General features: G+C 45.2%; 15 protein-coding genes. 14 read left to right on the top strand and 1 reads right to left on the bottom strand.

Annotated features, from left to right (window positions below):
• The 14 genes from KO518_RS16365 to KO518_RS16305 form a co-directional block, all read left to right on the top strand.
• Nucleotides 1-320: hypothetical protein (locus KO518_RS16365; protein ID WP_216026853.1), on the top strand; the 320-nt coding region annotated here is incomplete at its 5' end.
• Nucleotides 321-544: 224 nt separating this feature from the next.
• Complete coding sequence (locus KO518_RS16360) at nucleotides 545-2,023, top strand: methyl-accepting chemotaxis protein (RefSeq protein WP_216026852.1); 1,479 nt, start codon at nucleotides 545-547, stop codon at nucleotides 2,021-2,023.
• A gap of 115 nt (nucleotides 2,024-2,138) precedes the next feature.
• Nucleotides 2,139-2,540 (top strand): hypothetical protein, encoded by a 402-nt coding sequence (locus KO518_RS16355; RefSeq protein WP_216026851.1) that lies wholly within the window; start codon nucleotides 2,139-2,141, stop codon nucleotides 2,538-2,540.
• Nucleotides 2,541-2,629: 89 nt separating this feature from the next.
• Nucleotides 2,630-3,463: a DUF692 domain-containing protein gene (locus KO518_RS16350; RefSeq protein ID WP_216026850.1), complete on the top strand. Its 834-nt coding sequence runs from the start codon at nucleotides 2,630-2,632 to the stop codon at nucleotides 3,461-3,463.
• A complete protein-coding gene (locus tag KO518_RS16345; RefSeq protein WP_216026849.1) occupies nucleotides 3,460-4,203 on the top strand; it encodes a DUF2063 domain-containing protein in 744 nt (247 codons plus the stop codon). Before KO518_RS16350 ends, KO518_RS16345 begins: the two co-directional genes overlap by 4 nt.
• 113 nt (nucleotides 4,204-4,316) lie before the next feature.
• Nucleotides 4,317-4,439 (top strand): hypothetical protein, encoded by a 123-nt coding sequence (locus KO518_RS20105; protein WP_256444445.1) that lies wholly within the window; start codon nucleotides 4,317-4,319, stop codon nucleotides 4,437-4,439.
• A gap of 14 nt (nucleotides 4,440-4,453) precedes the next feature.
• A complete protein-coding gene (gene apt, locus KO518_RS16340; protein WP_216026848.1) occupies nucleotides 4,454-4,990 on the top strand; it encodes an adenine phosphoribosyltransferase in 537 nt (178 codons plus the stop codon).
• 15 nt (nucleotides 4,991-5,005) lie between these two features.
• Nucleotides 5,006-7,456 carry a DNA polymerase III subunit gamma/tau gene (gene dnaX, locus KO518_RS16335; RefSeq protein ID WP_216026847.1) on the top strand — a complete coding sequence of 817 codons (2,451 nt, stop codon included), beginning with the start codon at nucleotides 5,006-5,008 and terminating at the stop codon, nucleotides 7,454-7,456.
• Between the two features lie 31 nt (nucleotides 7,457-7,487).
• Nucleotides 7,488-7,814 (top strand): YbaB/EbfC family nucleoid-associated protein, encoded by a 327-nt coding sequence (locus tag KO518_RS16330; RefSeq protein WP_216026846.1) that lies wholly within the window; start codon nucleotides 7,488-7,490, stop codon nucleotides 7,812-7,814.
• A gap of 3 nt (nucleotides 7,815-7,817) precedes the next feature.
• Nucleotides 7,818-8,417 (top strand): recombination mediator RecR, encoded by a 600-nt coding sequence (recR, locus tag KO518_RS16325; protein ID WP_216026845.1) that lies wholly within the window; start codon nucleotides 7,818-7,820, stop codon nucleotides 8,415-8,417.
• A gap of 154 nt (nucleotides 8,418-8,571) precedes the next feature.
• Nucleotides 8,572-10,494, top strand: coding sequence for a molecular chaperone HtpG (htpG, locus tag KO518_RS16320; RefSeq protein ID WP_216026844.1), 1,923 nt, complete (start codon nucleotides 8,572-8,574; stop codon nucleotides 10,492-10,494).
• A 307-nt stretch (nucleotides 10,495-10,801) separates the two neighbouring features.
• Nucleotides 10,802-11,446 carry an adenylate kinase gene (gene adk / locus KO518_RS16315; protein WP_216026843.1) on the top strand — a complete coding sequence of 215 codons (645 nt, stop codon included), beginning with the start codon at nucleotides 10,802-10,804 and terminating at the stop codon, nucleotides 11,444-11,446.
• A 137-nt stretch (nucleotides 11,447-11,583) separates the two neighbouring features.
• Nucleotides 11,584-11,979 (top strand): MAPEG family protein, encoded by a 396-nt coding sequence (locus tag KO518_RS16310; RefSeq protein ID WP_216026842.1) that lies wholly within the window; start codon nucleotides 11,584-11,586, stop codon nucleotides 11,977-11,979.
• 2 nt (nucleotides 11,980-11,981) lie between these two features.
• Nucleotides 11,982-13,103 carry an alanine racemase gene (locus KO518_RS16305; RefSeq protein ID WP_216026841.1) on the top strand — a complete coding sequence of 374 codons (1,122 nt, stop codon included), beginning with the start codon at nucleotides 11,982-11,984 and terminating at the stop codon, nucleotides 13,101-13,103.
• A 56-nt stretch (nucleotides 13,104-13,159) separates the two neighbouring features.
• Here the strand turns inward: KO518_RS16305 and KO518_RS16300 are convergent, their stop codons facing one another.
• Nucleotides 13,160-13,603, bottom strand: coding sequence for an Hsp20 family protein (locus KO518_RS16300; protein WP_216026840.1), 444 nt, complete (start codon nucleotides 13,601-13,603; stop codon nucleotides 13,160-13,162).
• Between the last annotated feature and the right edge of the window lie 12 nt (nucleotides 13,604-13,615).

The following is a 13,615-nucleotide window of genomic DNA, read 5'->3' as shown; positions in this document are numbered from 1 at the left end:
CTTCACCCCCATGTGAGAGTAGTTCTCGTCACGAAGTGAATCGCCAGGCTCCCAATTACAGGAAAAAGCCCACTCAAATGAGTGGGCTTTTTTTTTACAAACGCAGCAAAGCTGCGGCCACAATCATAGAGAAACCCAACCTATCGATAGGGATTTACCTGCTGGGTTTACAAGACAGACAGGTAACATCCCATCCCCGGAGCAATGTCCACGGCAGCCTCCTTGCTGCCGGTTCTTCACTCTCGGCGTGCCACTGGCCCCCCTCGTTCGCTGCGCTCATCGAGCATCATGCAGCAGAGATTTTTTTCTTTAAGCGTTGAACAATACAGAATATGGCATGGTACGAGGGAAATGCGTCTTTTCCCTTATGTTGTATAACGTTTAGTAAATTTACACATAAAGGGTATTTCTATATAAAATGTTAAATAATTGTATTAGTCGGCTATATTGAGTGAAAGGCTAGCAAGGGTAGTTTGGTGCAATGGTATATGTATTTATTGGTATTTGTATTGTGGCAGTGATTCATATCGCTAGGTTATTTCATATGGAAGCTTGGCTAACTTCCCTTATGACAGTGCTGGTTACGTTTCTCTGTCTCTATTTCTTTAGACGAAATTCTTCCACTGAGATAAGTCCACAGGATGCTAATTACAATGACATTTACGATGATGCTGCAGCATCAATAAGCCACTCCGCCAGTAGCATCGCAATTGGTGGGGCTACCGTATCTCATTTTCTTGATAAGCTTGCTGACGTATTTAAACAGCAGGTTGAAAATGTGCATGAGATTGCCGAAAGTATTAAGCGTTTGGAGCATGGAAATCAACAGCTAGTCGACTTTTCTGTTTCTGCGCAGGATAAAATTCAAACTGCTGATGATAAAACACAGATGAGCAATCGGGCTCTTGAGCAAATTCGATTGCAACAAAAACAATTGAATCAGGAGATCGTTGCTTCAACCGATATGTTAAAAACTTTAAGAACGAAGGCCGACTCTATTACAGGAATTACAACTACGATTAGCCAACTTGCCGATCAAACCAATATGTTGGCTCTGAATGCAGCCATAGAGGCAGCTCGCGCTGGAGAGCAAGGACGAGGCTTTGCCGTAGTTGCGGATGAAGTTCGGGATTTAGCTCAGAAAACGACTAACGCCACTCAAGGCATCGACGACGTATTAAATGAAATTATCAAATATAGTCAATCTTCCGTTAATGCCATATCACAAGTTGCGAATGAAAGTGACAGTATGTCACAGCTAATTGATGAAGTTGCAGGTTTAATTGAAGAAACCAGTATTGTTTCTTCACAAGCGGCACGTTCTATGAGTGAAGTAAAATCTACTGTTGAGCTTCACGGCGATACAAATCGTGGGATTGGCGTCAATGCAACTCAGTTACATGAGCATACTAAGCATCTTGAGAGTGATTTAAAGGACGTCTCTTCTCAGGTGTTGGCATTGAGTTTCCAAACAGAAGATATTTTTAGGCAACTGCATAACTTTAATATAAACGACCGCAATAAACTTGTACAAAATATTGTCTTGCGTAAAGCTAAAGAAGTAGGTCATTTGTTTGAAGCGGCCATCGCAGATAATCGGATAAGCGAAGCCGATTTGTTTAACTTCAATTACAAACCAGTTCCGAATACCAAACCACAAAAGTATACGACTAGTTTTGATAAGTTTACCGACAGCTTACTTCCTGCTTTACAGGAACCTGTTCTCGAGGCAAATCAGTTCATAATTTATGCTGGAGCAGTGGACGTAAACGGATATTTCCCTACGCACAATAAAAAGTTTAGTCACCCAATCACAGGCGATTATGAGACCGATTTGGCGAATAGTCGGACTAAACGAATATTTGATGATCCTACTGGTGCGCGTTGCGGCAAGAGCACCGAATCTTTCCTACTACAAACCTATAAGCGAGATACGGGAGAAGTGATGCATGATTTATCCGCGCCTATTTTTGTCAACGGACGTCACTGGGGAGGGTTTAGAGTGGGATATCGCGCGGAATGAAGAAATAAATAGCATTAATTTATTATTATTTTGAAATAAAAAAATTCTTCGTCGGGTCTTTATAGACACAGTGTTGCTGAACACATTAGTCAATTCCCACTTGAAGGAAATTAAAATGCAAAATATGAAGAAACAGGCAATTGTAAGTACTATCGGTGCTGTAGTTATGAGTTCTACTGTGTTTTGTGGTGCAGCGAGCGCCAACCCATTCGGTATGAATACACTCGAATCCGGATACATGCAAATTGCAGCCGAAGGAAAGTGTGGTGAAGGAAAATGTGGTGGCGATAAAGCCAAAGCGGATGCCGAAGGAAAGTGTGGTGAAGGAAAATGTGGAGGCGATAAAGCCAAAGCGGATGCCGAAGGAAAGTGCGGTGAAGGAAAATGTGGTGGTGATAAAGCCAAAATGGATGCCGAAGGTAAGTGTGGTGAAGGAAAATGTGGTGGTGATAAAGCCAAAACCAAATCTGACGCTGAAGGAAAGTGCGGCGAAGGTAAGTGTGGTGGTAGTCACTAAACTTTGACAAATTACAAAATGGTTTCAAGAGGACCACAAGCAGGTGATATTATTCACCTGCATTCAAACTGAGGAATGAGGTAATAGTGATGTTAAAAGGAGCGGGGTTGGGATTACGAAGAGAGATGTTACCTTCCTTGCTACCCGATTTGCCCACAGAGGTCGATTTTTGGGAAGTCGCACCGGAAAATTGGATCCCAATGGGTGGGCGGTTTAAAAAACAACTCGAAATGTGCACCCGCCAGGCAACTTTCACTACTCACGGTTTATCGCTTTCTATCGGCAGCAGCGACGCGTTGGATGAAAAGTTTGTACGTGATGTTGGCCGCTTTTTAGATACCCACGGTATCGCTATGTATAGTGAACACCTTAGTTTTTGTTCTGGTCAAGGTCATATGTATGACCTACTGCCTGTCCCTTTTACAGAAGAGGCCATTAATCATGTGGCAAGCCGAATAAAACGGGTTCAGGATATTCTTGAGCGTCGCTTAGTAGTAGAAAATGTCTCTTACTACCTCACAACAGATAATGCGCTAACTGAACTCGAGTTCACGCTTGGCGTGCTTGAAGAAGCGGATTGTGACCTCTTGCTCGATGTCAACAATTTGTATGTTAACAGCATTAATCACAATTACGATGCAGAAACATTTCTAAACGCACTACCTTCACATCGAATCGTATATGGGCATGTTGCGGGGCATTTCGATGAGACTGATACACTTAAGGTTGATACTCACGGTAGTGATGTCATTGAACCTGTGTGGGCGCTGCTGGAAAAGGCTTACGAAAGGCATGGGGTTTTTCCAACCTTGTTGGAGCGAGATTTTAATATTCCGCCCATCGAAATACTGCTTAGTGAAGTACAAAGAATTAAAGATATTCAAAGCAAAGTTGTGACTGATTCCCAAAGGACAAGCGCATGAAAGGATTGTTGGAACGACAAAACGAATTAGTGTCAGCAGTGAGAGATCCACGACAATCATTTACCGGTTTGGAGGACGACGCCGTCAAGCGTTTGGCTATTTATCAATCTCTGTTTTTCAATAATTTAAACAATTTTTTGATAAATGGCTTTCCAGTTATCCATCAACTGTTAAATACTGAAAAATGGCTTGTACTGGTTCGACGTTTTTTCATAGAACATCAATGTGAAAGTCCTTATTTTTCTCAAATAAGCAAGGAATTTGTCACCTATCTCAGCGGGCAGCCTGACGTATTGGTGGACTATCCTCCATTCTTAGTAGAATTGGCGCACTATGAATGGATTGAGCTGGATGTGAGTATTCGGGATAATAAACCGGTAGTTTACAATACGCGGCCTTTATTACAGACTTATTCTCTTTCTTCACTGGCCAGTGTTGTGGAATATCGCTTTCCCGTGCATAGATTGTCGGTCAGTTTTCAGCCACAGAGTCCATCGGCGCAGCCACATTTTTTTGCTGTTTATCGTGATATAGATGATAAAGTAAATTTTGTGGAACTTCAGCCACTTACTGCATTGCTGTTATCGCAAATTGAGAACGCAGACTCCCCGTTGTCCGTCGCTAGCCTTGAAGCGCGACTCGCTGAGTATTTACCCATAGAACAACATCAGCAAGTGCGTCAGTTTTTACCGCAAACCCTAGACTCCCTCGTTGACCAAGGTATAGTAATTCAGCACTAACTTTACAGCACTTCTTTTAATCTTCACTATAATGCTGATTAGTACTGTCATTCGTGCATAGTTTCGATTAACATTTACGACCATTTTTTACTAAGTAATTTCAGGTATTGATTATGGCTGATAACGGCGAGTTTAAAGAGGTATTTAATTGGTGGTATTTTCTAGCAATAGTGGTGACGCTTATTGCTTTTCCCCTGTTGCATATCATTGCTGGCTGGTTCACTTTTTGGCTGTGATCTAAGGCAAAATAGTGACTGCTGAATATATAAAATCCGTTGTAAAATCCGTTCCCGACTATCCCAAACCGGGCATCATTTTTCGTGATGTCACCAGCGTACTTGAAGACCACAAAGCGTTTTCTTCGTGTATTGCACTTATGGTTGATAAATACAAGGGGTTAAATTTTGACAAAGTAGCCGGTACGGAGGCCAGAGGTTTCTTGTTTGGAGCGCCTTTAGCCATCGAATTGGGCATCGGCTTCATTCCCGTAAGAAAACCAAATAAATTGCCTCGTGAGGTCGTTAGTGAAAGTTACGAACTCGAGTATGGTATGGATACCCTTGAGATCCATAAGGATGCTGTTAAAGAAGGCGACCGAGTATTGCTGATTGATGATTTGTTAGCGACTGGTGGTACTATTGCGGCTTCTGCAAGCTTGCTCCGTTCTCTTGGTGGGATTGTTGATCATGCAGGTTTTGTTATTGGATTACCCGACCTAGGTGGGTATGAAAAGCTGTCGGCGTTGGACATTGCTTGCTACTCAATTTGCGAATTTGATGGTGAATAGGAAAGTGACAATATAATGAGTTATCAGGTACTGGCAAGGAAGTGGCGGCCCGGCAGGTTTAACGAACTGGTGGGTCAGGAGCACGTTGTCACCGCTATCTCTAATGCACTTGATAATAATCGTCTTCACCATGCGTATCTGTTTACCGGTACCCGTGGCGTCGGTAAAACCACGATCGCGCGAATTTTTTCCAAAAGTTTAAACTGTGAGAAAGGGCAGGGAGCCAATCCATGTGGTTTGTGTGACACCTGTAGAGAGATTGAGCACGGCAACTATGTCGATCTGCTCGAAATTGATGCAGCATCCAGAACGAAGGTAGAAGATACCCGGGAGTTACTGGACAACGTACAGTACAAGCCCACAAGGGGACGTTTTAAAGTGTACCTCATCGATGAGGTTCACATGCTCTCAAAGCACAGCTTTAATGCACTACTCAAAACGCTGGAAGAACCTCCTCCTCATGTAAAGTTTCTTTTGGCGACAACAGATCCTCAGAAATTACCGGTTACTATTCTTTCCCGCTGCTTACAGTTCAACCTAAAAGCACTGTCGCGAGAGCAAATTACCGGCCAACTTGCAACCATACTCGAACAAGAATCCGTGGTTTTTGAGCCCGCTGCGCTTGCACTTTTAGCCAGGGCAGCGCAAGGGAGTATGCGCGATGCGTTAAGCCTCACCGACCAAGCGATTGCTCAGGGCAATAATCAGGTTTTGGCCAGTGTCGTAACAGATATGCTGGGGTTGATGGATCGGCATCAAATTATTAAGTTGCTATACGCTATCGTTAAGAAATCGCCTCAAGATATGATGGCCATTGTCGATGACATGGCAGACCAGGCACCAGATTATGGTCAGGTATTGGCCGAATTATCCGGTTTGTTACATCAGGTTGCGCTCACTCAGTGGGTCCCCGAGGTTTGCAAACTGGAAACTACGTCTGCCAAGGCCATCTATCAGCTAGCGAAAGCAATGCCAGCTGAGCAAGTGCAATTGCTCTATCAAATTGTCCTGCAGGGAAAAAAAGATCTTCCTTACGCGGTTGATGGCAGAACAGCCCTTGAAATGACGTTGATAAGAATGCTGTCATTTTCACCGGCACCGCAAAGCGACAGAGCAGACGAGTTAATTTTGTCTTCACCTGATAGAGCGTCGCTACCGGTTGATGAAGCACCATTTTCAGAAACAACAAGAAATTCTGTCTCAGAGGCTGAACTGGGCCACCGTGATGTTGCAGGTGCCGCTGATTCTGTCGAATTCGATGATGAAGTTGCTGGCAATCACGCTTTGTCGGCAGAGCAGGCGGCCATTGAAGCAATGGCTGCGGAACACCGTCAGCCATTGTCGCAAGCGAGCAACAGCATAGGCGATACCGATGATTCGGACGCGCAGCATCCATGGCAGGAAGATATTCAATCAGCCGATGACTATCAGCGCGATTCTCAGTACCAAGACCCACAGTGGGCGCCTGCTTCTGATCCTCATAACCAGCCTGCAGAAGCCTTCCCTGAACAACGTAGCGGTGAGTCTTTTACGCCGCCAAATGACGGGCAACCGGAAGCGCACACATCGATAGAAGATATGCTGGCCTTGCGTCAACAACTTAAAACTGGCCGCCGGGAGGCTGAGGACTCACAGGAAAAAAAGTCCGTAAATCCTGATGCTGACACGGTAGAGCGGGTTAAATTACTGAGTCAACGCCGTCAGATAGATTCAGATAAAGCAACGGATAGCGCGCCAGATGTTGTTGAAAATGAATATTCTGTCCATGGCCCGTTAGGCGATACAGGGAATGCCTTTAATGGCGATGCACAATTTAAAGGTGAGCCTCCCCCCTGGATAAACGACCCCGAGCAAGCGCATCAATCTGACGCATTTTCACAAACAGTCTCTAGTGTGCAGATGCAGACTGAACAGATCGATAGTGTGCCCGAGTTTAGCGCATTACCAGTTGCAGAGCATGAAATTCAAACGGGTGATAGTTATGTACCTGACACAGGTGAAGCACAAGTCAGTCAACCCGTTTCTGCTGTTGCGACCTCAAAAGCGGAGTTAAAAGCGTTTCTGGACGACGGCACAAAGCTAACCCGTGGTCGCCAAATTGACCCCTGGAGTGAACTCGTCTCACGCTTGGGATTGGCAGGATTAACCAAGCAAATAGTGTTGAACGCGTCTTTTTTAAGGGAAGGAAACAGGGTGACCCTTGAATTAGACCGCACACAAGACCATTTACTTAATGATGCTGCGGTTTCACAATTAAAAGCGGCTATTTGTCGAACCCTAGAAGCCGATGTGGAAATAGATATCGTGCTGGGAGAACCGCACAAAACACCACTGTCTTTACAAGCCGACATAGACGCCATGCGACAACAGTATGCGCGCCAGGTTGTAAATGAAGACGAAATATTTATCAAGCTACGCGATGTGTTTTCAGCCCAAGTGCTGGAAGATACAATCCTTCCGCGTTAGCCTTCACGTAAAGAAAAAGAGAGAATTGACCATGTTTAAAGGTGGAATGGGAAACATTATGAAGCAGGCGCAACAAATGCAAGAGCGCATGCAAAAAACTCAGGAAGAGTTGGCCAAAATGGAAGTTGTCGGTGAAGCAGGCGCGGGTATGGTAAAAGTGACCATGACCTGCAACCACAATGTTCGTCGTGTTGAAATTGATGAGTCGTTGATGGATGACGACAAAGACATGATTGAAGATTTGGTCGCTGCTGCCTGCAACGATGCGGTTCGCCGCGTACAGGAAACCAGTAAAGAAAAAATGGGTGAAGTAACAGGCGGCATGCCGTTACCTCCTGGCTTCAAAATGCCGTTTTAAACGATGAAATTCAGTCCGCTGTTAGGTGAGCTTGTCGACGCGCTCACCGTGTTGCCCGGTGTTGGAGCAAAGAGTGCTCAGCGAATGGCTTTTCATTTGCTTGAACGCAACCGCAAAGGTGCATTGAAACTGAGTAGCGTACTTCACAATGCGATGGAGCATATTCAGCACTGCAGTATGTGCCGAACTTTCACTGAGGATGAGGTGTGTGAGATTTGTCGCTCTCCAAAACGGCAGAATGTTGGGATACTTTGCGTTGTGGAAAGTCCGCAAGACGTACTTGCCATTGAGCAAACCAATACGTTTAGCGGTACGTATTTTGTGTTGATGGGACACTTGTCACCCATCGATGGCATAGGGCCCGCTGATATTGGTTTGAATGAACTGGAAGCGCGACTTAAATCAGACTCAATCAGCGAGGTCATTCTTGCGACCAACCCAACGGTGGAAGGAGAAGCCACTGCGCACTATATTGGCCAGCTTTGTGCCGAGTTGAAGATAGAGGCGAGCAGAATTGCACACGGTGTTCCCGTCGGAGGCGAACTAGAGTATATCGATGGCAGCACCCTTACCCATGCATTCTCAGGACGGCGCAAGATCTAAATCAATAATGTGCTCTCAGTTGCCTTTTTACTGGTTGTATTTTAGACGTTTAACACTTTTCCGATAAAAACCCTGTTTTTAAGGTTGAATTTACTTTCGCTGACCCTACTTCCTAGTTTGAAAATTGATTCATTTTTCTAGGAGAATCTGGTTTATGGCTGAAGCAGCCCAACAAGAAAAACACGGTTTTCAGACAGAAGTAAAACAACTTCTGCATCTGATGATTCACTCCCTGTATTCAAACAAGGAGATCTTCCTTCGTGAACTGGTTTCAAACGCAGCGGATGCTGCCGACAAACTGCGTTTCCGTGCCCTGGAAAACGATGCCCTGTTTGAAGGTGATGGCGATCTACATGTAAAGATCAGTGTCGATAGCGACGCGGGTACGATTACCATTGCAGACAATGGCATTGGTATGACCCGAGAAGAAGTGATCACTAATTTGGGAACGATTGCCAAATCAGGTACCAAGGATTTCTTCAGTAAATTGTCTGGTGATGCTGCCAAAGACTCACAGTTGATAGGCCAATTCGGTGTAGGTTTTTACTCAGCCTTTATCATCGCTGACAAAGTCACAGTGCGAACGCGTGCCGCTGGTGTTGATGCTGCGCAAGGCGTTGAATGGGTTTCTGACGGGGAAGGCGAATTCACCGTTGCTGAACTGAACAAACCTTCCCGAGGTACGGAAATCATTCTGCACGTTCGGGATGACGAAAAAGAATTCCTCGACAATTGGCGTTTGCGTTCCATTATTGGCAAGTATTCTGACCATATTAGTATTCCTGTACAAATGTGGAAAGATGAAGTGCCTGAGCGCGATGGTCCGGATGGTGAGAAGATCCCGGCAGTCCCTGGTCAGTGGGAAGCGGTAAACAAGGCCACTGCACTATGGACGCGTGATAAGTCAGATATCTCTGACGAAGAGTACAAAGAATTCTACAAGCATGTCTCACACGACTTTGCAGACCCATTGATCTGGGCGCACAATAAAGTTGAAGGGAAGAGTGAATATACCAGCCTGTTGTATATCCCAAGTAAAGCGCCTTTTGATATGTGGAACCGCGATCAAAGCCACGGCCTGAAGTTATACGTTCAGCGCGTTTTCATTATGGATGACGCCGAACAGTTCATGCCTACTTACTTGCGTTTTGTTAAGGGCTTACTCGATTCAAACGACTTACCGTTAAATGTGTCCCGTGAAATCCTGCAAGATAATAAAGTCACCCAAACTCTGCGTCAGGGGTGTACTAAGCGCGTTTTACAAATGCTTGAAAAAATGGCTAAGAATGACAATGAGAAGTATCAGTCGTTCTGGTCTGAATTTGGAAATGTGCTGAAAGAAGGTCCTGCTGAAGATTTCAGTAACAAGGAGAAAATCGCCGGATTGCTGCGCTTCTCTTCTACCCACGACGAGTCTGATGTACAAACGGTATCGTTGGATGACTACATTAGTCGAATGAAAGAGGGGCAGGACAAGATTTACTTTGTAACTGCTGACAGTCTGCAGGCAGCGAAAACAAGTCCGCACCTGGAGATATTCCGCAAAAAAGGGATTGAAGTTCTGCTGATGGGCGAGCGCATTGACGAGTGGTTGATGTCGCACCTCACCGAATACAAAGAAAAATCTTTCCAATCTATTGCTAAGGGTGATGTAGACCTCGGCGATATGGATGACGAAGAAACCAAGAAAGCACAGGAAGAAGCCGAGAAAGAAGTTGAAGGCATACTTGAGCGTGCTAAAGCTGCGTTGGGTGAAAAGGTCATTGACGTGAAGTTTACCCACAAGTTAACGGAGTCCCCTGCGGTGATTACTGCTGATGAAAATGGGATGACTACGCAAATGATGAAACTCATGCAAGCGGCAGGTCAGACCGTCCCAGAGGTTAAGTATCACTTCGAGCTGAATCCGGAGCATCAATTGGTGAAGAAGCTGGCTGACGTGCAGGACGAAACCCTGTTCAATCAATGGGTAGGAGTATTATTCGACCAGGCGGCACTGTCTGAGCAAGGCAGCTTGAAAGACCCATCAACTTTTGTTCGAAATCTGAACGATCTACTTATGAGTATGGCAAAATAAGTCATATATCATAGAGTTTAAGTTTAAAAACGGGCCTTTATGGCCCGTTTTTATATTTACCATAAACAATATCATTATTACTCAATAAACCTGTTTGCCAACAGGAGGTTAATTCCTTTGCTCTCGCCGCTATAGCGGTATTTACTGAACCATGGCTTCGGTCTGTGTGGTAGGTCTTACTCACATTGTTCACAATCTATGCGACATAGGTCGTAGAATGGTTTACCGTTGTTGTTACGGGCTTGTTTCGAGGGTGTTTAGTGTGTAAAGTGCCGAACAGTTTAGAAAATAAAGCGGAGAGCGCACAATGCGAATTATTCTTCTCGGCGCACCTGGAGCCGGCAAAGGAACTCAGGCACAGTTTCTGATGGGAAAATATGGTATCCCTCAAATTTCCACCGGTGATATGCTGCGTGCTGCAATTAAAGCAGGAACGGAAATGGGCCTGGCGGCGAAGCGTGTGATGGACGAAGGTAAATTAGTATCTGATGATATCATTATTGGCTTGGTCAAAGAGCGTATTGCTCAGGATGACTGTAAGCAAGGCTTCTTACTGGATGGTTTCCCTCGTACGATTCCCCAAGCTGATGCAATGAAAGAGGCGGGCATTACCGTTGATCACTGCATTGAGTTCGATGTACCTGACGATGTAATCGTAGAACGTATGGGCGGTCGTCGCGTGCATCCGGCTTCCGGACGGGTTTATCACGTGGTGTATAATCCACCGAAGGTGGAAGGCAAAGATGACCAAACTGGCGAAGACCTCATCATTCGTGACGATGATAAAGAAGAAACTGTGCGTAAACGATTGGGCGTATATCACGACCAAACCAAGCCATTGGTAGATTATTATTCAACCGAAGCGAAAGCAGGCAATTGTAAGTACCATAAACTCGATGGCACTCAGCCGGTAGATAAGGTTAGCCAGCAATTGGAAGCGTTGCTGGGATAAACATCCTACATTGTTGATTGTCATATAAAAAGGTCGCTCTTTGCGGCCTTTTGTATATTTGGCGTAAAACACTTTGCTAGACAGACAATTCCTTGCAAGAATACGCCTTACTTATAAGTTACAAAGACATCGTTATTATGAGCCTTCCTATTACCGCATTTTATGCCAGTTTACTGGCGTTGTGTTATTTATATCTGTCTTTTTCTGTCATTGGCGTACGTAAAAGTGCCCGCATTGGTGTAGGGGACGGCGGCAATAGCGACCTGGCCAGAGCCATACGCGTACACGGAAATTTTAGTGAATACGTGCCCATAACGCTTATCTTACTTGCCTGTCTTGAGAGCTTGGGGCCGCAACAATGGGTTCTTCATTTAGGGGCTTGTGCGTTGTTATTTGGCAGAGTGTTTCACGCTTATGGACTACGACACCACGAAGGAAAGAGTTGGCAACGACTTGTCGGCATGTTGTTGACTTTTATTTCTATGCTTTTCCTCGCTGCTACTAATCTGTATATGATTCATTATATTATTTAAATATGTCTGACTTTTCGCACATAGTTACACCGGCTTGTCTCATAGACAAAGCAAAATTAGCTCACAATGCTAAACGCCTCCAAACTGTCTGTGAGGCGCAAAATATTAAACTCAGAGCCCACGTTAAGACACTTAAAAGTGTGGAAGCGGCCGCGCTTTACGCTCCATTGCCGTCACCCATTACTGTTTCTACGCTGGCGGAAGCTAGGTATTTTGCTGAGGCGGGGTATAAGGACATTCTTTACGCGGTAGGTCTGACCCCCAATAAATATGAAGCGGTCAACGGGCTCATGGAGCGGGGTGTTGACATCACCGTCATTATCGACAGTCTGGCGGCCGCTGAATCATTAACTTCCCATTCACGGCGGTTTATCGGGCCACTGAACGTATTGGTTGAAATAGATGTAGACAACCATCGGGCTGGAATTGCTGCGGATTCGGAACAATTGCTGAAGATAGTCACACAGTTGAACACAGATAACAACATCGTGTTTCGAGGCGTGATGACACATGCGGGCGCATCTTATGGCTGTTTTAAGAACGCAGACAGGGTTTCGATGGCTAAACAGGAATGCGCTGGCGTGATGGCCGCAGCCGCGATTCTCGGGCAGGCGGGTATCGAGTGTCACACTATTTCCGTGGGCTCTACTCCTACCGCGCTGGCGGGGTGTGAGCACTTTGGCGCAACGGAAATCCGAGCCGGTGTCTACGCTACATTTGACCTTGTCATGGCTGATCTCGGCGTGTGTCAGCGACAGGATATTGCGTTAACGGTACTCACCTCAGTTATTGGGCTTCAGCATGATAAAAACAGGGTAATTGTCGATGCTGGTTGGATGGCGTTGTCAAGGGATAAAGGCAACAACCTCCATGGTTACGGGTTGGTGGCTGACAGGGAAGGTAATGTGTTGGATGGCTGGTATGTCAGTCAGACTAATCAGGAACACGGTATTATTCGTCATAAAGAGGGGAAACCTATCCCTGCTGATAAGTTTGCCTACGGTAGCCTTCTGCGTATTTTACCCAACCACGCTTGCGCCACTGCAGGGCAATTCCGACATTATCAAGTTACCGAAGATAATTGCACGGTAAGTGAAACCTGGAAAAGCGCTGATGGATGGTAACACTGTATAAAAAAAGCGGCACGTTCGGTGCCGCTTTTTTATCTAATTTAAAACGCTTATGCTTTATTTTCTAGGGCCGGTTTGCCAATTTCAATACGTTTTGGCTTTTTCGCTTCAGGCACTATTCGCTCGAGATCAATATGTAACAGGCCATGGGCTAAATCCGCACCTGTTACGTTTACATGGTCTCCGAGTTGGAACTTGCGTTCGAAGTTTCTTTCTGAAATCCCCTTATGCAGAAATTTTCGTTCTGTGTCTTTGTCTTCTGGTTTACTGCCAGAGACACGGAGAGTATTCTCCTGTACTTCGATATTGATGTCGTCAATTGTAAAGCCCGCTACAGCCATTGATACTCGGTACTTGTTTTCCTCAAGTAACTCAATGTTGTAAGGAGGAAATGCGCTCTGACTTTCAAAGCGGCTTGCATTATCTATTAAGGAAGCCAAACGGTCAGAACCAATAAAAGAACGATAAAGGGGTGATAAATCAATAGTACGCATAGTCATATCCTT

Source organism: Aestuariibacter sp. A3R04, from assembly GCF_018860805.1.
Taxonomy (GTDB): domain Bacteria; phylum Pseudomonadota; class Gammaproteobacteria; order Enterobacterales; family Alteromonadaceae; genus Alteromonas.
The sequence above is the reverse complement of the archived record's forward strand: the minus strand, read 5'-3'. Positions and strand labels throughout refer to the sequence as shown.

Coding starts and splice junctions, on each gene's coding strand:
- dnaX (WP_216026847.1), top strand. CDS start 5,006: ATGAGTTATCAGGTACTGGCAAGGAAGTGGCGGCCCGGCAGGTTTAAC.
- KO518_RS16305 (WP_216026841.1), top strand. CDS start 11,982: ATGTCTGACTTTTCGCACATAGTTACACCGGCTTGTCTCATAGACAAA.
- recR (WP_216026845.1), top strand. CDS start 7,818: ATGAAATTCAGTCCGCTGTTAGGTGAGCTTGTCGACGCGCTCACCGTG.
- KO518_RS16345 (WP_216026849.1), top strand. CDS start 3,460: ATGAAAGGATTGTTGGAACGACAAAACGAATTAGTGTCAGCAGTGAGA.
- KO518_RS16350 (WP_216026850.1), top strand. CDS start 2,630: ATGTTAAAAGGAGCGGGGTTGGGATTACGAAGAGAGATGTTACCTTCC.
- adk (WP_216026843.1), top strand. CDS start 10,802: ATGCGAATTATTCTTCTCGGCGCACCTGGAGCCGGCAAAGGAACTCAG.
- KO518_RS16300 (WP_216026840.1), bottom strand. CDS start 13,603: ATGCGTACTATTGATTTATCACCCCTTTATCGTTCTTTTATTGGTTCT.
- KO518_RS16360 (WP_216026852.1), top strand. CDS start 545: ATGGAAGCTTGGCTAACTTCCCTTATGACAGTGCTGGTTACGTTTCTC.
- KO518_RS20105 (WP_256444445.1), top strand. CDS start 4,317: ATGGCTGATAACGGCGAGTTTAAAGAGGTATTTAATTGGTGGTATTTT.
- htpG (WP_216026844.1), top strand. CDS start 8,572: ATGGCTGAAGCAGCCCAACAAGAAAAACACGGTTTTCAGACAGAAGTA.
- KO518_RS16355 (WP_216026851.1), top strand. CDS start 2,139: ATGCAAAATATGAAGAAACAGGCAATTGTAAGTACTATCGGTGCTGTA.
- KO518_RS16310 (WP_216026842.1), top strand. CDS start 11,584: ATGAGCCTTCCTATTACCGCATTTTATGCCAGTTTACTGGCGTTGTGT.
- KO518_RS16330 (WP_216026846.1), top strand. CDS start 7,488: ATGTTTAAAGGTGGAATGGGAAACATTATGAAGCAGGCGCAACAAATG.